This window comes from Brevibacterium sp. LE-L (assembly GCF_050214925.1).
In the GTDB taxonomy this organism is placed as follows: domain Bacteria; phylum Actinomycetota; class Actinomycetes; order Actinomycetales; family Brevibacteriaceae; genus Brevibacterium.
On record NZ_CP189759.1, the window covers coordinates 534,643 to 554,449 of the forward strand.

The window sequence follows — 19,807 nt, forward strand, 5'->3', positions numbered from 1 at the left end:
GCGGTATGCGCCGGCACATCATACGCAGGAGTGAAATGGGTGCCGCACGTATCACCCATGAGGATGAAATTCGGTCGAAACCGGGCACGGTCGGCGGATTCTCGGGGATTGCGCGGGTTCCGTGACCACACTGTCCGGTAGGTTGGAACCATGCCGGGAATTGAGGATGCGCTGGGCGGGGACGGGGGAGCCGCCTCGGCGAGTGTGCCGCCTCCGTCGGAGACGACGATCAGGGTCGCCATCGTCGACGATCAGGCGATGGTGCGGCAGGGGTTCGGGGCATTGCTCGACGCACAGTCGGATATGCAGGTCGTCGGCAGCGCCGACGACGGATCCGCCGTCGTCGACCTCGTGCGCCGGACGAGCCCCGATGTCATCCTCATGGACATTCGGATGCCGACGCTCAACGGTCTCGACGCCACCCGGGCGATCTTCAACATGCCCGGAGCCCACCCGCGCGTGATCATGCTCACCACGTTCGACGCCGACGAATACGTGTTCTCAGCCCTGCGGGCCGGTGCCAGCGGATTCCTCCTCAAGGACGCCACAGCCGAGGACATGATCACCGCGGTCCGCGTCGTCGCCGGTGGGGAATCGCTGCTCGCACCGTCGGTGACCCGCCGCCTCATCGCCGAATACGTCGCCGGACCCACCGTGGCCAAGGACACCGCCGTGCTCGGCCAGCTCACCGACCGGGAGATCGACGTGATGACCCTGGTGGCGAAGGGGCACGCCAACGCCGAGGTGGCCGAGCAGCTCTTTCTCGCCGAACAGACCGTGAAGACCCACGTGTCGAGGATCCTGTCGAAGCTGGGTCTGCGCGACCGCACCCAGATCGTCGTCGCCGCCTACGAGTCCGGGCTGGTCGTCGCCGGGAGCTGAGGGCGTTCTGTTGCGGGCTTCGGGCTGGGAACGCCTGCTCGCTGATTACTCGCGGGCGAAGCGAGAGCCGAGGTCCTTGACGATCGTCTCGGCAGAACCGTCCCGGGCGCCGCGGTAGCCGGTACCCGCCCATAGGTGTAGGTTCTGCGGGTCATCGGCCTTCTTCGCCGCGGCCCGGAATTCCTTCGTCAGATGATGCACCGCCGGGTAGGCGTCGACGGCGACCGGATCGAACTTCCGCACGAAGTCATTGACCAAAGCTCGAGCCGGACGACCCGTGAACGCCCTGGTCAGCTGGGTGTCAGCGAACTCATCGGAAGCAAGTGCGGCCCGATGCGTGGGCGCCGTGCCTGCCTCGTCTGAGCGCAGCAGCAGGGTGCCCACGACGACGGCGCTCGCCCCGGCCTCGAGGAGGTCGCCCACCATGGCCTCACCGTCGACTCCGCCTCCCGCCGCCACGGGCATGTCCACCTCGGCGAGGATGTCGCGGACGAGTTCGGCCGTCGCGCGGTCTTCGACGGTCCGCGTCGGATCGGCCGTTCCCGAATGGCCGCCGGCACGCGGACCTTGGACGATGAGCCCATCGACCCCGACTTCGGCAGCCGCACGAGCCTCGGGAACCGAGGTCACCGTGGCGACGACCTGAGTGCCGACGGCGTGGAGGCGGTCGACCGCCTCGGCGGTGGGCAGATTGAACGTCGTTGAGACCAGGGGGACGGGGTGCTCGGTGAGCCAATCGAGCTTGGCGCCGAAGTGATCGTCGTCCTCGACCGGTTCGGGGTCGAGCGTGATCCCACGCTCGGCAGCGGCCGGTTCGAGTGCGGTGACGAAGTCATCGAATGCTTCGCGATCGACGGGGACGGGGTTCGGAACGAAGAGATTGACGCCGAAGTTCGGGGTCGTCTCACGCATCCGCTCGATGAGCGGAGCGAGGGCCTCGGCGGTGAGATAGCCGCCGGCGATGAAGGGGAACCCGCCTGCCCTGGCGACAGCCTCGGTGAGTTCGGGAGTCGTCGTCCCACCGGCCATGGGTGCGCCGATGATGGGCAGTGCGGTCTTCGCGAAGGCGATCGTCACGGTTCTCTCCTTATATCGGCCGGAACCAGGCTCGGTGTCTGTCGCCGAACGAGGCGGCCGGGTGGTCGGGCGTGCTCATCGCCATTCTCACACGTGCGGACGAGGCGAGTATGAGGTGGTCGGTCAGCGGTATCCCTCGGAAGTATCGGTCGGCAGGGGAGAGGTCGGCTCTCCGGCGTGATGTGCCGAGGCAGATGCGGTTCCTAACTTCGATGTCATCGCACCTCGACGACCCGGAAAAGGGAACCGACATGACACTGACACTCAACGACCCGCTGCCATCCGACGATGACCATGATGGCCACCGTGAGATTGCGCGGCTCACTGCGACAAGCACCCCGAAAACAGCGCCGCCTGCTCCGCTTCGCAGCCAAACGAAGCCACATCACGATCAGGCGAAGCCTCCCCGTGACAAGACCAAGCCCCACCGTGACCAAGCCATCGACCTTCTTCGCTTCGGTTGCCTCGTCGTCGTGGTCGTCCTCCACTCGCTGATGAGCGCGGCGGTGCTCGGCCCTGGCGGCACGGTGGTGCCCACCGTCGCGCTGTCCGGCACTCAAGGATTCGCCGCCGCATCTTGGTTCTTCCAGATCATGCCGCTGTTCTTCATCATCGGCGGATACGCGGGCATCACCGGCTGGCGCCGTACCCGCGCCCGAGGCGGCACCTGGACCGACTATCTGCGTGCCCGCCTGCGCCGGCTCGTCGTGCCCGTCGCCGTGCTCATCGGCCTCGCCGGCATCGGTCTGTCCGTGGCCGGCGAGCTCGGAGTCTCGCCCGACCTTCTCGCCGAGGCCAGCCTGCGCATCGGCCAGCCGCTGTGGTTCCTCGCCGTCTACGTCGGCCTCACCGCTCTCGTGCCGGTTGCCGTGCACTTCCACGAAACCGCGCCGAGGCGGTCCCTCGCAGTCCTTGCCGGTGCCGTCATCGTCGTCGACGGTCTGGTCGCAATCACGGGCGTGACCGGGCTCGGCTATCTGAACTTCCTGTTCGTGTGGCCCTTGGTCCAGCAGCTCGGCTTCTTCTACGCTGATGCGCTCGAGCGTCCGGTGCACAGGCCCATCGCCTGGTTGGTGCTGGTGACCGCGCTGCTGACCCTGGTTGGGTTCGTCGCCGCCGGTGTGTACAGCCCGAATATGCTCGTCAACCTCAATCCGCCGACCGGTGCCCTCGTCCTGCTCGGGGTGGTCCAGATGTGCGGACTGCGCCTCGTCCACGCTGCGCTCAACCGAATGCTCAACGCCGCAGGCGAGAACGCGAACAACTCCACCGACGAGGCGGCTTTCGACCCTCGAATCCTCCGCGCGCAGATCTGGAGTCGGGTCATCGCGTGGGGCAATCGGTTCGGGATGCATGTCTACCTGTGGCATATGAGCATCGTCATCGTCCTCATCGGCGGTCTGGGCGCGCTCGCTCAGGCAGTGTCCTTCGTCCCCGGGGCCTCCGAGCTCGTGCTTCCGGAGATCGGTTCGTCGTGGTGGTGGGCCTCGCGTCTGCCCTGGCTGATCGTCGTCATGGTGCTGTCCGGTCTGCTGGCCATGGTCGCCGAGCGGATTCCGTTTCCGTCGGAACAGCGACTTGCCTCGATCGGTCGAATGGTCGCCGAGCTCGTTCGTGAGCTGCGTGGGCAGGGGGCAGCGGCTTCCCGTTCGGGAACCGACGACGTCACACTGGCTAACGGCCGCCCACGGCTGCGGGCCGCCATTGCCGTCGGTGCCGCTACCGCCGGCATCGCCGTTGCGCTGCTCGTCGGGATCGCACCGTTGATCTGGACGTTTGTTGCGTTCGGCCTGCTTGTCACCTCGCTCACCGTCTCGGCCGGGCTCACTCCACCGAGGCTGCCAGCTGGTCGGTGACGGTTCCCCATCCGTCGAAGAACCCGAGTTCTTCGTGGCGGGCCCGCTGTTCGGGGCTGCCGTGTCGGACGATGGCCTGGTAGTCGGTGCCATCGGGGTGGTCACCGAGGATGATCTCCGTGGTCATCGCGACGGGATCGGGCAGGGCCGGATGCCAGGAGCTGCTGACCGCATTCGTGAACACGAGCCGGCTGCCCTCTTCGGTGACGAGGAACACGGCGTCGACGTGTGGATGCCATTCGCTCCCGTCTTCGCTCATCCGAGTGACGAATGCACCACCCGGAGCGAGCTCGAGGGAGTCGACGCGCAGCTGCAGCGGCGCGGGAATCCACCACTGGGCAAGTTGATCCGGTGTCGTCCAGGCATCCCACAGGGCCTGCTTCGGTGCGCGGATGACGCGCTGGATGCTGAGGTCGAGGTCCGGATTCTGGTGGCGGGTGCGAGAGAGATGGGCGGTCATGATTCCTCCTTGAGGTGGGTGGGGCCGACAGCTGTGTCGTCGCCCTGTGAGGTGGTCACGAATCGTTCGAGACGATCCGTGCTGGCTTCCCAGATGCGACGCTGTTCTTCCAGCCAGGAGTTCAGCAACCCCAGTCGGCCATGGTTGAGCACGCAGGTGCGCACCCGTCCGGACTTCTCGGTTCTGATGAGGCCGCACGATTCCAGGCTGCGCACGTGCTTCATAAAAGAGGGAAGCGAGATCGACAACGGTCGTGCGAGCTCCCCGACGCTTGCCGGTCCTCTGCCGAGGCGAGCGATGACGCTGCGCCGAGTGGGATCCGCCAGAGCCGAGAACATCGCGTCGAGCTCATCCGAATACTTAACCATGAGGCTAAGTATTACACCTCAAATAAGGTAAAGGGAAGAGAAATGTGGAAATTCGCCGCGTGGGCTGCTAGGACGCCTGTTCGAGCAGCCGCGCGATGGTGTCGCGCGAAGCAGGTGCGGCCCCTGTCGGGCGGGAGCCGGGAGCGCTGTCGCGCATCGCTTCGGGATCGGCGGCGTAGGGCAGGCAGTAGACCGGCTGTCCGCGTTCGAAGCGCCAGCCTTCGCTGAGGTCGCCCGCGTCGAGAACGTCATAGCCGATGGCAGTGAGGAACTCTGTCACTGTCGCCTTCGCTGTGGAGGAGTCACCGGCGATCGGCAGAGTCGAACGGTCTGTAGCGTCCTTAGGGCGGGCGAGCTGCGCAAGGTGAAGGAAGACAATGCTGTTGAGCGCCTTGACCACCTCGGAATCGGGCAGGCGATCTCGGACCATCTGCGAGGTCGTGGTCTCCCGCGAGTCGAGTGCCTCGATACGGCCGTCGCGTTCCGGGTAGTAGTTGTTCGTGTCGATGACCGTCTTGCCTGCGAGTTCGGCTACCGGCAGATCGTCGATGCCGTGAAGCGGGACTGTCACCACGACGAGGTCTCCACGCGATGCGGCTTCTGCGGGCGTGACCGCCTCGGCGAGCGGCCCGAGCTCAGCGATGAGATCGCCGAGTGATTCCGGACCTCGTCTATTGCTCATCAGAACTCGAAATCCGGCGTTGATCGCCAGTCGAGCCACTGTGCTGCCGATGTTTCCTGCTCCGATGAAACCGATCGTCTTCATGGAGGGTCGAACGCCTGACGCGGCGGCCGTATTCCTGTGGGGGATGACGATCTTCTGCGTCGAAAAATGACGACGGTCGGCGACATATGACGTGACGTGACCGTCCGCGACAACGGGTTCGCGCGAGCACATCTGCGCCACTCACACTGAAGCACACCGCAAACGCAGCGGTGCCCATCAGTGAAGGAAAGGATCCGCCGTGAGTTCACCCCGTTTCGAACCCACCACACCCGCCGGAATCTCGACCCGATCGGTGCACTCGGGAGCTATGCCCGAGGCACACACCGGTTCGGTCGTGGCCCCGATCTTCCAGACCTCAACCTTCATGATGGATACCCCGGGGCAGACTCGCGCCGGTTTCGACTACGCGCGCACGGGCACCCCGAATCGCAGCGACCTCGAACAGGCTCTGTGCGAATTGGAAGGGGCGTCGTTCGCGGCGGCCGTGAACTCGGGAACGTCGGCCGAGGTGGCCGTGTTCTCCGCGCTGCTGCGTCCCGGTGACGAGGTCATCCTGCCCCGCGACGTCTACGGCGGGACCTTCCGGCTCCTGCAGAACGAGTACGTGCGCTGGGGAGTGGTCATCCGCACCGTCGACCTCACCGACTCAGCAGAGCTCGCCGCCGCCATCAATGAGAACACCGCGATCATCTGGGTTGAGACACCGAGCAATCCCGGTCTCGACATCATCGACATCGCCGAGGCGGCCCGGCTCGCCCACCGCGCGAATGCACTCCTGGCCGTGGACTCGACCTTCGCGACCCCGGTGCTGCTGCGTCCGCTGGAGCTCGGTGCCGATATCGTCGTCCACTCGACGACGAAGTTCATCAACGGTCACTCCGATGTCATCGGCGGTGCCGTCCTCACCGGTGATGGGACGACCTGTCCCCGAGCCGCCGAGGTGGTCGACCGTCTCGAGAACCACCTCGCGTCCGTCGGGCTGGGTATCTCCCCGTTCGACGCCTGGCTGACCAGGCGCGGGATCAAAACCCTGCCGGTGCGGATGAAGGCGCACTGCGCCAATGCGCAGGCGGTGGCCGAATGGCTCGAGACTCGCGATGAGGTGGCCGATGTGATCTACCCGGGCCTGCCGTCGCACCCGGGGCATGAGGTGGCGAAGCGGCAGATGAGCGGGTTCGGGGGAGTGGTGTCCCTGCGCACCGACACTGAGGAGCGGGCGTTATCCCTGGTAGCGAACACGAAGCTCATCACTCTGGCCGAGTCGCTCGGAGGAGTTGAGTCACTCATCGACCACCCGGCGACGATGACGCATCTGTCCGTGGCAGGCAGCGAGGTCAGCGTCTCGGGCAGGTTCATCCGCCTCTCCGTCGGCATCGAGGACATCGATGACATCCTCGCTGACCTCGCCCAGGCCTTGGATGCCACGGCGGAGGGATCGGCCGAGGCGCCATCCGACCTTGACTCAAGCCGTATTGCCGACCCGGATGCCTCGGTTATCGGAGTCTCGGTCCTCGCATAGCCGGCAGCCATCACGCACCGGCAGCGTCACATCCCACCCCGAGTGGCACGTCCTCCCGGTGCTTCGGCATCCCTCACTCATTGTGGCGAAACACCTCCTTGCACCGGGGTAATTCGCCGCGAAGAGTGAGGGATGCTCAGGTGCGGCACGGCGTGAGGAGCGCGCGGGGATCCAGAGTCCACCGAGGATCCCGTGTCCGTGGTCACAGGGTGTCGGGAAAACCCGATATGGGGTCGGAGGTCTTCGTGCTGTTCGCAAGCCTGCGGCTCCCGTAGCGTTACTGCTATGAGTGAGAAGACCCCCGAGAACCCGCAGGATCAGGAGCCGTTCGGCGCCGATCCGCAGGAGACTCACACCCCCGAGGCGGATCCCGCTGCGAGCGAGCGCGAAGAGTCCATCAGCGCCGAAGCCATCGTCAACGCTCCGCCGACCACCGAGGTGGACGCGACCGAAGTCGACGAACCGACCGCTCGCGAAGCCGGCGAGTTCCGGACGAAGCCCGTCGACCTCGATGTTCCCTTTGCAGCGGGCTCGACCCGAGTGATGGGATCAGGCGACCAGGCTCAGCGACCTGACTACCCGCCGATGAACCCCACCCGGCCAGTCACCCACACGACCCCGATGGCTCCTGCCCAGCCGGGCACCCACACTCATCCCTCGGCTCAGGCCGCACCATCCGGGTACGCCCCTTCGAACACCCCGAACTACCCCGCACCGCCCGGCCACGCCCCTCAGCCCGGACCGCACCCCGCCCAGCAAACCGCCGCGCAGTTCGGTCGGCCCGCGCCGAATGCGCAACCCATGCCGAACGCGCACCCCGCCCCGAACGCGCAGCCCATGCCGACTGCGCAACCGATGCCACGCCAACGGCCGCCTCGGCGAATGAAGCCGCAGCGCGAACCCCTCGCCTTGGCACCGGTCACCGGGTCACTGCCGCTCAGCCGTGACGAGGTCACGGAGATCCCCGCTGACGGTCCCATCACCTGGCCCAAGCGCCCCACGGGAATCATCGGCGTCGCGAACCTCGTGCTCTCCGCCATCCTCGCCGTGATCTGGGCATGGATCCCGCTGGGACTGCTGTTCACCGGCATCGGCGGAATCTTCGCCCTCGGCCTCGGCGTCCTCGCCCTCCTCGTCTGGGTCCTCGTCCAGCAGGGCGCGAACAACGCCGAACGCTACAGGGCCGAACTCATCTACTCCGATAAGATCCCCGTCCCGAAGATCGAAAGCAGCAATCGCGAACCCGGTATTGGCCGGTTCCTCCACAACCGCTGGCTGCAATTGAAATCCGGTGCTTTCTGGCGCTCGACCGCCCACCACTACATCAAGATGCTCCTCGGCTTGATCGTCGTCGCCGGCACGATCGCAGCAATCTGCGGGTCCATCTTCGCCATCTTCGCCGCCATCAACCCGCATGGAGTCAACACCTTCTTCATCGGCGAATCCATCGACGGACCGGCTCGCATCGGTGTGGCTATCGGCGCCGTCATCGTCCTCGCCAGCTCTCTGGCCATCCTGTGGTTCGCCCCGCTGCTCGACCGTGCCCTCGACCGGGCCCTGCTCGCACCGGCCCGCACCGTGGCGCTGCAGGCAGAGGTCACCGAACTCGACCGGGCCCGCATGGCCGGCATCGAGGCGGCCGCCGCCGAGCGTCAGCGCATCGAACGCGACCTCCACGACGGGGCCCAGCCCCGCCTCGTCGCCCTGACCATGACCTTGGGCATGGCGAAGACGAAGATCGACTCCGATCCGGACCGGGCGAAGGAACTCGTCTCCGAAGCCCACGCCGAGGCGAAGGGCATCGTCACCGAACTCCGCCAACTGGCACGCGGAATCCACCCCGCCGTCCTCACCGACCGCGGACTCGATGCCGCTGTCTCTGCCCTGGCCGGTCGGTCGACGATTCCCGTCGATGTCGATGTCCGACTCGAGGGACGGATCGGGCGCGAAGCCGAAGCCGTGTCCTACTTCGTCGTCGCCGAGTGCTTGACGAACATCACCAAGCACTCGGGTGCCACTCACGCCAGCGTGTTCATCGCCCCGACCGAGTTCGGTGTGCAGATCGTCATCACCGACAACGGCCACGGCGGAGCACGCGTCGATCGGTCCGGGCGTCACACCGGAATCGCCGGTCTCATCGACCGGGTCGAAGCTGCCCGTGGCACACTGAACCTGACCAGCCCCGCAGGTGGGCCAACGACTGTAGTTGTGGAGGTGCCATGCGCATCGTAATCGCTGAAGACTCTGCCGTCCTGCGGGCCGGACTCGAACGGCTGCTCGCCGACGCCGGACACGAGGTCATCGCCGCCGTGCCCGACGCCAACGAACTCCTGGCCGTCGTCCACAACGATCCGCCGGACCTCGCCGTCATCGACGTGCGCATGCCCCCGACATTCACCGATGAAGGCATCCGCGCCGCCGTCCTCATCCGCAAGCAGAACCCGGACGTCAAGGTCCTCGTGTTCAGCCAGTACGTGGAAGAGCAGTACGCATCCGAACTCATCGCCGAGAACACCGGCGGCTTCGGCTACCTGCTCAAAGACCGCGTCGCCGATGTTGAAGACTTCCTCGCCGCCGTCGAAGAGGTCGCCGGAGGCGGCACAGTCCTCGACCCGGAGGTCGTGTCCCAGATCCTCGTGCGCACACGCAAGAAGGACGGACTGTCCACCCTGAGCCCACGCGAAATCGAAGTCCTCCAGCTCATGGCCGAAGGCAAATCCAACGCCGCCATCGCCCGCAACCTGTACCTCAGCGCGGGTGCCGTAGAAAAGCACATCTCCTCGGTGTTCACGAAGTTCGGCCTCACCGCCGACACCTCGGACAACCGCCGAGTCCTCGCCGTCCTCACATTCCTCGGAGCCTAGAATGCCTGCAACAGTGCGCATCAGCGAATCCGCCCGCGTCGGTCTGCGCGCGGTCCTGATCATCCTCGCCGCCGTCGTCCTCCTCGTCCCCGTCATCGTCAGCACCGCCCACGGTGCCTCCCGCCTCGACTACGGGCGGATCGAAGTGAGCGAACCGCTGCCGACGACCATGAAGGAACTCAAGATCGCCCTCAAATCCGGTGGCGCGGTCGACATCAAGACCGCCGACGTCGCCGAGGCGACCGTGAAGCTCACCGGCACCGGTCCCCGTGACAGCTCCGCCAACCTCGAGGTCGACAGCAGAGCCGATACCGCCGAGGTGGCCCTGAAGAACGGTCGGAAGCTCGAGAACACCCGGTTGACCGTGACCATCCCGACCAAGACGGCGAAGGCCCTCGCCCTCGACTTCGACGGCAACTACGGCCGATTCGATGCCACCGGCGACTTCAACGAGATCACCGCCCACACCGGCGGCGGAGCAGTGAGCGTGACCGGTTCGGCAGACAAGATGCGGACCTCGAGCGATTGGGGCGCCACCTACCTCGACGGTGACTTCGGAACGGTGTCGGCCAAAACCGGCGTCGGTGCCGTCGAAGGTGAGAACCTCACCGTCAGAGATCGCATCGACGTGGTCAGCTCAACGGGAACCGTCGACCTCGACTTCACCAATCAGGCGATGCCCACCGGCGGAATCGTTGCGAAGACCGAAGAAGGATCGATCGAGATGCGGGTGCCGAATCTCGAGCTCACCGGCGAAGAGCTGGATGAGGACTTCTTCTATCGGATCAACGCGAAGTCCAATGACGGTACCGTCGACCTCGACTCCGACCTGAAGAAATACGACGTGGCGGAGGATCCGAAGGAAGCCAAGGACAAGACCCTCATTCCGATCTCGGCCACTGCCGACACTGGTACCGTCACAGTCAACCAGAACTGAGAAACGACCGACGCACGGGCGGGCTCGAATTCGGGCCCGCCCGTGCGGCGTCTGAGGGGTCGACGAGCATGCAGATCACCGTCTATGGAGCCACCGGAACCTTCGGCAGACAGCTGGTGCCCCAGCTGCGCGAACGCGGGCACTTGGTCATCGCCGCCCATCGCGGGAGCGGCGTCGATACGGTGACCGGGCAGGGAGTCGCCGAGGCGGCCGAGGGCAGCGATGTCCTCGTCGACTGCGTCAACCAGCTGACGATGAATGCTGACAAAGCCATCGATTTCTTCTCTCGCAGCTCCCGTTCGATCGTCGAAGCCGCTGCGAAGCGGCCCGGGACCTCCGTGGCCGTCCTGTCGATCGGGTTCCGTCCCGAGACCGTGGAGTCGCGGCTGCTGGGCTACTACCAGGGCAAAGCGATGCAGGAACGCGTCTATCGCCGGCTCATTCCGGACGAGCAGCTGCTGATGTTCCGATCGGCCCAATGGTTCGAACTCGTCGACACGATGACGATCAAAGCAGGGCCATTGCGTTTCGTGCCGAAGATGCGCGTGCAGGCTCTGGCCGTCACCGAGGCGGCACGCATGATGGCCGAAGCCATCGACGCACGCGAGCGCGGCACAATCGAAGTCGCCGGTCCAGAGATCAGTGACTTCTCCGAGATCGCTCGCAGGCTGGCCGCCGCACGAGCCGGGAAGACGGGGACGAAACCGCCGAAGGTCGTCGGTATTCCCCTGCCCGGTCCGATGGCCCGTGACGGACTTATCCCACCGTCACCGAGGATGTCCGACGTGACCGTCGACGAATGGCTGCAGACGGTCTGAATCCCGCGTGAACCGCTGAGCCCGATGCACAGCGCAGAGCCAGAAAGCGGGGCAAGGCGTAACATCCGTTCCGGAGGTTCTCATGGATTGGATGGAATACGGGCTCAACGGAGTCGACGCGATCCGAGTCGTCGTATCGTGCGTGACTTTCTATATCGGGATCATTCTCCTGATGCGCGTCTTCGGTCAGCGCACCCTGTCGAGCCTGTCGAGCTTCGACGTGGCAGCGATCATCGCGATGGGGGCGGTCATCGGCCGTGCCATCCTCGGCGACACCCCGACATTGGCGGCCGGAACTTTGGGGCTTGCGACCCTGCTGATCTTGCAGGCGCTCACAGGATTCGGCCGACGCTTCGGATTCGTCCGCAACGTCGTCAACTCACCGGCGGTGGTGCTCATGGCCGGTTCTGAGATCCTCACGGACAATCTGTCGAAGAGCCACGTCGACCACGACGAACTCATCGCCAAGCTGCGGTCCGCCGGTATCCGCAACCGAGACGAGGTGGCATGCGCGATCCTCGAATCGACCGGCCAGATCAGCATCATCCGGCGCGGCGCCCCGATATCCGAAGAGATGCTCACCGGCGTCGTCGGAGCGGACCGGGTGCCCCGCGACGGCTGAGACTCAGTCGAGGCTCGAACTGAGGTCGTGGCCTGTCACCAACGACCGGCTCCGCACCTCGGCTCAGTCGAGCCCGAGCACCTTTGCACCGTTGGTCCACAGCACCGAGCGCATCCAGTCATCACCGAGACCCAGGGCCGCGAGGCCTGAGATCTGGTCGACGTACGGGTAGGGGATGTTCGGGAAATCCGAGCCGAGGATGATCTTGTCCTGCAGTTTGGCCAGGCGTTCGCGGTAGGCGGGGGTCACCTCGGCGGGGGAGGAGAAGTACCCGGAGGCGAACATCGTCGTGTCGAGGAAGACGTTGTCGAACTTCTCGGCGAGATCGGCGAATTCGTCGTACTCGGGCATGCCCATATGGGCGATGACGAACTTCAGCTTCGGGAACCGCTCGAGGACATTCGCCACCGCCTGCGGGCCAGTGTATGTGCCCGGCAGGGGAGCGGATCCGGCGTGGATGACGATGGGCACGCCGGCCTCTTCGAGGGTCTTCCACGCGGGGTCGAGGACTTCGTCGTCGGGGGAGAAGACGCCGACCTGGACGTGGATCTTGAACAGCTTCGCCCCGGCGGCCAGCGCCTTGGGCAAGTAGTCGGCGGATTCGGGTTCGGCATAGAGGGTGCCGCAGTGGATGACGTCGTCGTGGGCGGCTGCGAATTCGGCGTTCCACTCATTCAGCCACGCGGCCATGCCGAGCTTGTGCGGGTAGGTCAGGGCCGGGACGGCGCGCAGGCCGAGTTCGCGGACGATGTTGAGGCGGGTGTCCTCGTCGAAGCGGTAGTTGATCGGCCAGTCGCGGCCGTAGTTGTCCGCGGCGTTGTCGAAGTACTCCCACACCTTGTTGAGCACGTTCTGCGGAAGGAAGTGCACGTGGATGTCGGCGAGTCCCGGCAGGCCGAGGGTGCGGACGTAGTCGGGGACTTCGCCGTCGGTGCGCGGGGGAGAAGTCATCGTGTCCGGGACCTCGAAGGTGCGACCGATCGTCGTCTCCGGAGCGGGATTCGCGGTCGCTCGGGCGGGTGATGGGGTCTGAGTCGCTGCATCATCGGAGTCGTTCATGGCCCCACTCTATGACCTCGCCGCCGCCGACTCAGGGGACGGTCCGGAGTTCGGCCCGACTGATGCGATGTTTGCCGACACGGGCGGCGGTCGGTCCTCAGCGCTCGTCCATGCCCGGCGCATAGACTGCCCGCATGAGGCTGCGCGATCCGTTTACGATCCCTACCCCGTCCCAGGTCAGACCCGTGGGACAGGCGCCGTTCTGGACTCCTGGGCAGACCGTGACCTGGACGTTCCGGCGTTTCGACTTCGACCGTGACCGCGCCGAGGTGGCCCGCCCGATGCGTGTCATCGCCGATGGACCCGACGGTGCCGTCCTGTGGTTGGCCGGGGGTACGCCGACGCAGGAGACCCGGATCGTCGGGTGGGAGGAGACGAACGCCCACGATGTGCCGTTGAAGGCCCGGTTCCGACCTCTGGCCGCGGCGCCGACGAGGATCAATGTCGAGGGCACGTGGCGGGGCCGCGGGGTGCTCAAGATCGTTCCGCCGCAGGTTCCGTTCTCCGTGTGGGTGCTGCTCAAAGATGCTGGGGACGGTGTCGATCGTCCGGAGATCGGCGGTGTGCGGGTCGAGTGGTACATCAATCTCGAGGCCACGCACCAACGCAGTGATGATGCGCTGTTCACCAGCGACCACATTCTCGACATCACTTTTCCGATCTCCTCGATGCCTCTGCACGCCGAGGACGGTCGGCTCGATCCGACCGGCGCCGTATTCAAGGACGTCGACGAACTCGCCGCGGCGGCGAACTTCGGGGCGTGGCCGAGGGAGTGGTCGGAGATCATCCGGGACAATGGCAGCCACCTGCTCGACCACCTCGGCGATTTCGGGTGGGCCTTCGAACCCGAATGGGAGACGGTGGCCCGCGATCTGGTGGGGAAGGCCCGACTGGGTGCTGCCTCGGTGTCAGAAAAATCGTTCGATCAGGAACATCGGGCGATCCCGAATGGTTGTTATGACCGACAGCATCGGTGATCGTCGCGGATGCACCTGTCGCCCCACTGAAGCACACAAGTGAAGAATGATCTGCTGCTGAAAGGAACCGTCTCCATGACGACCAACCATCGGATTCGCCTGAACTCGCGCCCTGTGGGCGCTCCCACTGCAGAGAACTACCTGCTCGACGAGGTACCTGTCCCGACCCCGGGCGAGGGGCAGGTGCTGCTGCGCACCCTCTATCTCTCGCTCGATCCGTACATGCGCGGGCGGATGTCGGACGCGAAGTCCTACGCCAAGCCCGTCGAGGTCGGCGATGTCATGGTCGGCGCCACCGTGTCCGAGGTCGTCGAATCCAATGCCGAGGGCTTCGCCGCCGGTGAGATCGTGCTCGGCTACGGCGGTTGGCAGGAGTATTCGGTCGAGTCGACCGGACACCTGCGCAAGATCGACCCGGAGCTCGCGCCGATCTCCACCCACCTCGGTGTGCTCGGAATGCCCGGGTTCACTGCGTACGCGGGTCTGCTCGAGATCGGTCAGCCCAAGGAGGGTGAGACCGTGGCCGTGGCCGCTGCGACCGGCCCCGTCGGATCCGTCGTCGGGCAGATCGCGAAGATCAAGGGAGCGACTGCCGTCGGCATCGCCGGCGGACCGGCCAAGGTCGCTCACCTGCGTGAGCTCGGCTTCGACGTGGCACTTGACCACCGCACGGGGAACCTGCGGCAGGAGCTGAAGGAGGCGGTGCCGCAGGGCATCGACGTCTACTTTGAGAACGTCGGCGGGGAGGTCTTCGATGCTGTGCTGCCGCGGCTCAATACGTTCGCTCGCGTGCCCGTGTGCGGTCTCGTCGCCAACTACAACCTCACCTCGCTGCCCGAGGGGCCGGACCGTTCGGGAGCGCTCATGGGCAACATCCTGTCGAAGTCGCTGCTCGTGCGCGGATTCATCCAGACCGAGTTCGCCGAGCGTCTGACCCCGCAGTTCCTTACGGACATGAGCGGCTGGCTCAAGGATGGCAAGGTTCGCTTCCGCGAGGACATCCGCCCCGGACTCGAGAAGGCTCCTGAATACTTCAACGATCTGCTTACCGGCGGAAACTTCGGCAAGATGGTCGTCGCCGTGGGCGCCGAGAGCTGAGGCTGTCGGTTCATCCCTGAATCGGAAACGAGGAGGCGGCGTCGGCCAGTTCTGGCCGCTGCCGCCTTTCTTTGTTGGTGAAGTCGGTATTGCTGTTCAGACGGGCATGTGCCTCGGCGAACTCACGCGAAGTGAGCGAACACCTCGGCGGGGTCAAGGCCGAAGCTCAGCGCCAGGTTGAGCACGATGCGGGCCTTGCGGGCATCAAGGATGCCAGCGGGCACGAGGCCCGCTTCGAGCAGGCCGATCTCTCCTCCCGGATAGCCGTAGGTGCGGTGTAGGCTCGCACCCGAACCGGTGCGTGAGGCCAGCACCACGGGCATCCTCTCCGCCAGTCGAGCGACAGCGGGCAGCAACTCCTCGGGGACGTGGCCCCCGCCAACCCCGGAGACCACGGTGCCGGCGAGGCCGGAACCGGCGATGAGATCAAGGGTCTCTTCCGGTTCGCCCATCCCCACCTCGGCGAGGGCGACCTTGCTCAGCTGAGACGGACGGGGAAGTCCGGCGAACGGTGATTTCGGAGGCTGGGGCGCGTGCGGGAGATGGAGATCGTCTTCGCTCAGCCATCCGATCGCGCCGAGGATGGGCCCGGAGGAGAACGCGGCCGTCGAGGTGGTGTGCGACTTCGAAACGAACCTCGGATCGTGGACTTCGTCGTTGAAGACCAATGATGACGGCAGATCGCTGACCTGGTCGGACAGAGCAGTGAGCGCGGCAGAACGGACGTTGGCCGGTCCGTCGGCTCCGGGCAAGGTCGGGTTGCGCATCGCCCCGGTGACAGCGATATGAGTGCCCGAGTCATTGAGCAGCCAGAGCCCGAACGCGGACTCCTCGAGGGTGTCGGTGCCTTGGGTGAGGACGATGCCGTCGGCCTCGGTTGAGCGGGCGAGCTCGACGACATCGAAGAGCATCTCGAGGGTGACATTGGCGCTCGAGACCTGAGCGACCTGAGTGAAATCGGCCTGCAGATCCGGCCACACCTGATCGAGACCCGCGGCCGCAGCGATCTCTGCCCCACTGAGTGCTGGAGCAACCCCACCTGATGCATTGGCGGTCGACGCGATGGTCCCGCCGAGAGCGGCCAAGAGCAGGTGAGGGGCGGTACGGGGTGAGGTCTCAGGCATGATTCGAGTCTATCGTCATCTCCCGCGTCAATGGCCTTTGCTAGTCTCCACGCATGGACCCCGCCACCGTGCTCCGCCTGTCCCACGACCAAGCCATGCAGTACCCTTCGGTCGAGCTCGACCACCCGTTCGGACCGGACAATGCCGTGTACAAAGTGCGCGGAAAGATGTTCATGATGGCCTTCGAGCTGCGTGGGATCCCCAGCCTCAACCTCAAAATCGATCCCCTCGATGGCGAGGTGCTGCGAGACGCCTATACGGAGATCTCACCCGGCTATCACATGAACAAGAAGCACTGGATCACCGTCGCCGGGGAGGGGGTCGGCGCTGGAGACGGTGATGGGTCGGATGCGGCTGGCGATCGCCTCGACCCCGACCTACTCCACGACCTCGTGCTCGAGTCCTATTGTCTCGTCGTTGCCAAAATGTCCAAGAAGGACCGGCCGGTCGACCCTGAAACTTTCGGTGGGCGTGGGGATGACTGAAGACGTTCGGGAAGTGGCCGCGACCAGGCCGCCGTTGCGCCGTCACCAGGTTGAAGCCCTCTCGACTCTGCATGACGGTACCGCGGCCGATGAACGTCGGTCGTGGATCGTCCTGCCGCCAGGGGCGGGAAAGACCCGCGTCGGGATCGACTATGCGACTCACCTGCTCGATCACAATCTCATCGAACGAATCGTGGCCTTCGGCCCGAATACGGCGATCCAAGGTCAATGGGCCAAGGAATGGAACCGCCTCGGCGAGGGGCGTCATCCCGCCGGAGGCACACGTGAACTCACCCAGACCTTCACCGCCCTGACCTACCAGTCCCTGGCCGTCTTCGACTCGGACCGAGAGACCGTCGACCGCGAAGAAAGCACGGGCAACACTGACCGGGACTGCGAAGGCCATGCAGACGACGCCGTTGCCTCCGAACCAGGCGGCAGCCTGCTCGACTCCCTGGCACCCGGCGGCCGGGCGCTCGTCGACAACCTCGTCGCAGCCGGTCCGACGCTGCTCATCCTCGACGAATGCCATCACCTGCTCGAGGTCTGGGGTCGGCTGCTGGCCGACCTGTTGGCCCTGCTGCCGGACGTGTGGGTGCTCGGACTCACGGCCACCCCGCCGGCGACGATGTCGACCCGACAACGCGAACTCGTCTCCGACCTCTTCACCTCCATCCGCTATTCCGCGTCCATTCCGGCGCTCGTCAAAGAAGGCGACCTCGTGCCCTTCGCGGATCTCGTCTGGGTCACCGAACCCACCCGAGAGGAACAGGACTGGCTGGCGGCACAAGCCGAACGGCACACAGAGTTCATCACCGGCGTTCTCGATCCCGGCCAGGGCACGATCGGGCTGCTCGAATGGGTGGATCGACGGTTCCTCGGCGACCGTGCCGAATCGGTGGATTGGCAGACCATGAGCCGGCAGCGTCCCGAACTCTGCGATGCGGCCCTGCGCCTCCACCACGCTGGTCTGCTGCACCTGCCGCCCGGAGCCCGACCCGGCGAACAGCACCGTCGCGACCCCGACCCGGACGACTGGGCCCGCCTCATCGAAGATTGGATGCGCCACCACCTGCTCGCCTCCGATGCCGCGTCCGACCAGGAACTCGCCGAGGCGATCCGCCGTCGACTGCCCGCGATCGGATACCGCTGGACCCGCCACGGAATCGCCGCCGGACGGTCGCCGGTCGACCGTGTCCTCTCCCACTCGGCGGCGAAGCCGCGAGCCTGCGTCGACGTTGTCTCCGCCGAGGCCGCCACTCTGGGCGACCACCTGCGGATGCTCGTCCTCTGTGACTTCGAATCCGCCACCGCGACCCTCTCCGCCGATGTCCGCACCGTCCTCAATGAACGCTCCGGTTCGGCCCTGCTCGTCCTCGAAACACTGCTCGCCGACCCCCGGACCGCGCGCCTGTGCCCGCTCCTCGTGTCCGGGCGCACGGTCGCCGGACCCCCGCACATCCTGACCGAATTGCGCGAGCACATCGCGACCGACGACGAAGAACTGGCCGCCCGGCTGGAAGTCACCGACCCTGAGTCCGGGGTCAGCCGCCTCGACGGGAGCTGGACCAGCCGCGACTGGGTGCCGTACGTGACCGCCTTCTTCACCTCTGGGTCCGCGCAGGTGCTCATCGGCACCCGGGCGCTGCTCGGCGAAGGCTGGGACGCACCGGCCGTGACCGGACTCATCGATCTCACGAGCGCGACCACCCCGACCGCCGTGACCCAGACCCGCGGTCGGGCGCTGCGCGAAGACCCGGACTGGACGGACAAGGTGGCCTTGAACTGGACAGTCGTCTGCATCAGCCCGGATCACCCGCGCGGGGGCCAGGACTGGAACCGGCTCGTGCGCAAACACGACGGATTCTTCGGCGCCGATGCCGAAGGTGAGATCGTCGACGGCGTCGCTCACATCGACCCCGCGTTCTCCGCTTTCTACCCGCCCGAGGACGATATCGACGCCATCAATGCCCGGATGACCATTCGCTCCCAGTCTCGCGCCGAGGTGGCCGAACGGTGGAATGTCGGCGCAGACTACCGCGACGAAGAGCTGCGTTCGGTGCGCATCGTCGCCGCCGACCCCGACCAGGCCGTGCTCGGTTCCGAACTGGCAGAAGCCGGCGCCGATCGCGGCGATAACGCCTCCGTTTCCGACACCGCCGGAGACGATGAAGACCCCGATGGCATCATCCCGATGCCGCGGCACCGCGGCGGTGATCCCGGAAAGATTCTTCCCTTCTCGCTTCGCGCGCCGACAGTCATCGTCTGGGCGACGGTGGGTCTCCTCACAGCTGTGGCAGCCGTGCTGAGCGGCGGGGCCGCGATGTGGATCCTCGGCGTCATCGCCGTCGGGCTGCTGCTGAGCCTGCCGGTCGTCCTCGCCGTTGCCGGCGGTCGCCGGCAGCGCCTGTACGGGGCGTCCCCGGCCGTCGCGCAGATCGCCGGTGCCGTCGCCGAGGCGCTGCACACCGTCGGACTGATCAGCGTCGATGCCGACGCAGTGCGGATGGCAATCGACGCACGCGGTGACTTACGGTGCCACCTCGATGCGGATCCCGCCTCGGCGGAGGTCTTCGCGCTCGCTTTCGACGAAGCGGTGTCGCCCATAGGCGACCCGCGGTACCTGCTGCCGTGCTGGCGCCTGCCGAGTCGCGCCCACGGGGTGCGCAGCTGGTGGACGCGAATGAGGTGGGGGACCGGCACCGCGCAGAAGACCGACCCGATCTGGGTCGGTGTGCCCACCGTTCTGGGGACGAAGAAGGAACGTGCGGTGGCCTTCGCCGCCGCGTGGGACACCTGGATCGGAGGAGGCGAACCGATCTACACCCGCAATCCCGACGGTGCCGGCCTCCTTGCGGCCGTGCGCGGAGGCGACCCCTGGGGGATGACCTCGGTGCTGCGGATGCGCTGGCGCTAGTTCACAATCTGGCCGGC

The 19,807-nt window shown here is 66.0% G+C and carries 18 protein-coding genes; 12 read left to right on the plus strand and 6 right to left on the minus strand.

Annotated elements, in window-relative coordinates; genetic code table 11:
* The first annotated feature begins 150 nt into the window (after nt 1–150).
* A complete protein-coding gene (locus ACQE2J_RS02365; protein WP_426936986.1) occupies nt 151–882 on the plus strand; it encodes a response regulator in 732 nt (243 codons plus the stop codon).
* Between the two features lie 45 nt (nt 883–927).
* Here the strand turns inward: ACQE2J_RS02365 and ACQE2J_RS02370 are convergent, their stop codons facing one another.
* Nucleotides 928–1,959 (minus strand): NAD(P)H-dependent flavin oxidoreductase, encoded by a 1,032-nt coding sequence (locus tag ACQE2J_RS02370; RefSeq protein ID WP_426936987.1) that lies wholly within the window; start codon nt 1,957–1,959, stop codon nt 928–930.
* A 251-nt stretch (nt 1,960–2,210) separates the two neighbouring features.
* Here ACQE2J_RS02370 and ACQE2J_RS02375 point away from each other — a divergent pair, with 251 nt between their 5' ends.
* Nucleotides 2,211–3,815: an acyltransferase family protein gene (locus ACQE2J_RS02375; RefSeq protein WP_426936988.1), complete on the plus strand. Its 1,605-nt coding sequence runs from the start codon at nt 2,211–2,213 to the stop codon at nt 3,813–3,815.
* On the opposite strand, the gene ACQE2J_RS02380 is transcribed toward ACQE2J_RS02375, so the two are convergent.
* The 3 genes from ACQE2J_RS02380 to ACQE2J_RS02390 all read right to left on the minus strand — a co-directional run bounded on the left by ACQE2J_RS02380 (nt 3,784) and on the right by ACQE2J_RS02390 (nt 5,541).
* On the minus strand, nt 3,784–4,275 hold the full coding sequence (locus ACQE2J_RS02380; RefSeq protein WP_426936989.1) for an SRPBCC domain-containing protein: 492 nt from the start codon (nt 4,273–4,275) through the stop codon (nt 3,784–3,786). The two genes, ACQE2J_RS02375 and ACQE2J_RS02380, sit on opposite strands and share 32 nt — an antisense overlap.
* Nucleotides 4,272–4,643 (minus strand): ArsR/SmtB family transcription factor, encoded by a 372-nt coding sequence (locus ACQE2J_RS02385; RefSeq protein WP_426936990.1) that lies wholly within the window; start codon nt 4,641–4,643, stop codon nt 4,272–4,274. The genes ACQE2J_RS02380 and ACQE2J_RS02385 overlap by 4 nt, the downstream gene beginning before the upstream one ends.
* A 67-nt stretch (nt 4,644–4,710) precedes the next feature.
* The gene (locus ACQE2J_RS02390) at nt 4,711–5,541 is read right to left on the minus strand and encodes an NADPH-dependent F420 reductase (protein ID WP_426936991.1); all 831 of its coding nucleotides are present in this window, start codon (nt 5,539–5,541) and stop codon (nt 4,711–4,713) included.
* A gap of 67 nt (nt 5,542–5,608) precedes the next feature.
* Between ACQE2J_RS02390 and ACQE2J_RS02395 the strand changes: the two genes are divergently transcribed.
* The 6 genes from ACQE2J_RS02395 to ACQE2J_RS02420 all read left to right on the plus strand — a co-directional run bounded on the left by ACQE2J_RS02395 (nt 5,609) and on the right by ACQE2J_RS02420 (nt 12,130).
* A complete protein-coding gene (locus ACQE2J_RS02395) occupies nt 5,609–6,889 on the plus strand; it encodes a trans-sulfuration enzyme family protein (RefSeq protein WP_426936992.1) in 1,281 nt (426 codons plus the stop codon).
* Nucleotides 6,890–7,174: 285 nt separating this feature from the next.
* A complete protein-coding gene (locus ACQE2J_RS02400; RefSeq protein ID WP_426936993.1) occupies nt 7,175–9,121 on the plus strand; it encodes a histidine kinase in 1,947 nt (648 codons plus the stop codon).
* The gene (locus ACQE2J_RS02405) at nt 9,109–9,753 is read left to right on the plus strand and encodes a response regulator transcription factor (protein WP_426936994.1); all 645 of its coding nucleotides are present in this window, start codon (nt 9,109–9,111) and stop codon (nt 9,751–9,753) included. Before ACQE2J_RS02400 ends, ACQE2J_RS02405 begins: the two co-directional genes overlap by 13 nt.
* 1 nt (nt 9,754) lies before the next feature.
* Nucleotides 9,755–10,690, plus strand: coding sequence for a DUF4097 family beta strand repeat-containing protein (locus tag ACQE2J_RS02410; RefSeq protein ID WP_062862542.1), 936 nt, complete (start codon nt 9,755–9,757; stop codon nt 10,688–10,690).
* Between the two features lie 68 nt (nt 10,691–10,758).
* The gene (locus tag ACQE2J_RS02415; RefSeq protein ID WP_426936995.1) at nt 10,759–11,508 is read left to right on the plus strand and encodes an SDR family oxidoreductase; all 750 of its coding nucleotides are present in this window, start codon (nt 10,759–10,761) and stop codon (nt 11,506–11,508) included.
* A gap of 82 nt (nt 11,509–11,590) precedes the next feature.
* The gene (locus ACQE2J_RS02420) at nt 11,591–12,130 is read left to right on the plus strand and encodes a DUF421 domain-containing protein (RefSeq protein WP_062862540.1); all 540 of its coding nucleotides are present in this window, start codon (nt 11,591–11,593) and stop codon (nt 12,128–12,130) included.
* Nucleotides 12,131–12,193: 63 nt separating this feature from the next.
* On the opposite strand, the gene ACQE2J_RS02425 is transcribed toward ACQE2J_RS02420, so the two are convergent.
* A complete protein-coding gene (locus ACQE2J_RS02425) occupies nt 12,194–13,189 on the minus strand; it encodes an amidohydrolase family protein (protein WP_426936996.1) in 996 nt (331 codons plus the stop codon).
* Nucleotides 13,190–13,323: 134 nt separating this feature from the next.
* On the opposite strand from ACQE2J_RS02425, the gene ACQE2J_RS02430 reads away from it, so the two are divergent.
* Nucleotides 13,324–14,166 carry a DUF402 domain-containing protein gene (locus ACQE2J_RS02430; RefSeq protein WP_426936997.1) on the plus strand — a complete coding sequence of 281 codons (843 nt, stop codon included), beginning with the start codon at nt 13,324–13,326 and terminating at the stop codon, nt 14,164–14,166.
* Between the two features lie 75 nt (nt 14,167–14,241).
* Nucleotides 14,242–15,264, plus strand: coding sequence for an NADP-dependent oxidoreductase (locus tag ACQE2J_RS02435; protein WP_098731861.1), 1,023 nt, complete (start codon nt 14,242–14,244; stop codon nt 15,262–15,264).
* Between the two features lie 122 nt (nt 15,265–15,386).
* Here the strand turns inward: ACQE2J_RS02435 and ACQE2J_RS02440 are convergent, their stop codons facing one another.
* Nucleotides 15,387–16,388, minus strand: a complete 1,002-nt coding sequence (locus ACQE2J_RS02440; protein WP_426936998.1) for an asparaginase domain-containing protein — start codon at nt 16,386–16,388, stop codon at nt 15,387–15,389.
* Nucleotides 16,389–16,441: 53 nt separating this feature from the next.
* On the opposite strand from ACQE2J_RS02440, the gene ACQE2J_RS02445 reads away from it, so the two are divergent.
* On the plus strand, nt 16,442–16,873 hold the full coding sequence (locus ACQE2J_RS02445; RefSeq protein WP_423058527.1) for an MmcQ/YjbR family DNA-binding protein: 432 nt from the start codon (nt 16,442–16,444) through the stop codon (nt 16,871–16,873).
* Nucleotides 16,866–19,790 (plus strand): DEAD/DEAH box helicase family protein, encoded by a 2,925-nt coding sequence (locus ACQE2J_RS02450; RefSeq protein WP_423058528.1) that lies wholly within the window; start codon nt 16,866–16,868, stop codon nt 19,788–19,790. Before ACQE2J_RS02445 ends, ACQE2J_RS02450 begins: the two co-directional genes overlap by 8 nt.
* The last annotated feature ends 17 nt before the right edge of the window (nt 19,791–19,807 follow it).

Coding starts and splice junctions, on each gene's coding strand:
- ACQE2J_RS02450 (WP_423058528.1), top strand. CDS start 16,866: ATGACTGAAGACGTTCGGGAAGTGGCCGCGACCAGGCCGCCGTTGCGC.
- ACQE2J_RS02430 (WP_426936997.1), top strand. CDS start 13,324: ATGAGGCTGCGCGATCCGTTTACGATCCCTACCCCGTCCCAGGTCAGA.
- ACQE2J_RS02380 (WP_426936989.1), bottom strand. CDS start 4,275: ATGACCGCCCATCTCTCTCGCACCCGCCACCAGAATCCGGACCTCGAC.
- ACQE2J_RS02425 (WP_426936996.1), bottom strand. CDS start 13,189: ATGAACGACTCCGATGATGCAGCGACTCAGACCCCATCACCCGCCCGA.
- ACQE2J_RS02365 (WP_426936986.1), top strand. CDS start 151: ATGCCGGGAATTGAGGATGCGCTGGGCGGGGACGGGGGAGCCGCCTCG.
- ACQE2J_RS02405 (WP_426936994.1), top strand. CDS start 9,109: ATGCGCATCGTAATCGCTGAAGACTCTGCCGTCCTGCGGGCCGGACTC.
- ACQE2J_RS02420 (WP_062862540.1), top strand. CDS start 11,591: ATGGATTGGATGGAATACGGGCTCAACGGAGTCGACGCGATCCGAGTC.
- ACQE2J_RS02440 (WP_426936998.1), bottom strand. CDS start 16,388: ATGCCTGAGACCTCACCCCGTACCGCCCCTCACCTGCTCTTGGCCGCT.
- ACQE2J_RS02410 (WP_062862542.1), top strand. CDS start 9,755: ATGCCTGCAACAGTGCGCATCAGCGAATCCGCCCGCGTCGGTCTGCGC.
- ACQE2J_RS02415 (WP_426936995.1), top strand. CDS start 10,759: ATGCAGATCACCGTCTATGGAGCCACCGGAACCTTCGGCAGACAGCTG.
- ACQE2J_RS02445 (WP_423058527.1), top strand. CDS start 16,442: ATGGACCCCGCCACCGTGCTCCGCCTGTCCCACGACCAAGCCATGCAG.
- ACQE2J_RS02375 (WP_426936988.1), top strand. CDS start 2,211: ATGACACTGACACTCAACGACCCGCTGCCATCCGACGATGACCATGAT.
- ACQE2J_RS02390 (WP_426936991.1), bottom strand. CDS start 5,541: ATGTGCTCGCGCGAACCCGTTGTCGCGGACGGTCACGTCACGTCATAT.
- ACQE2J_RS02435 (WP_098731861.1), top strand. CDS start 14,242: ATGACGACCAACCATCGGATTCGCCTGAACTCGCGCCCTGTGGGCGCT.
- ACQE2J_RS02385 (WP_426936990.1), bottom strand. CDS start 4,643: ATGGTTAAGTATTCGGATGAGCTCGACGCGATGTTCTCGGCTCTGGCG.
- ACQE2J_RS02400 (WP_426936993.1), top strand. CDS start 7,175: ATGAGTGAGAAGACCCCCGAGAACCCGCAGGATCAGGAGCCGTTCGGC.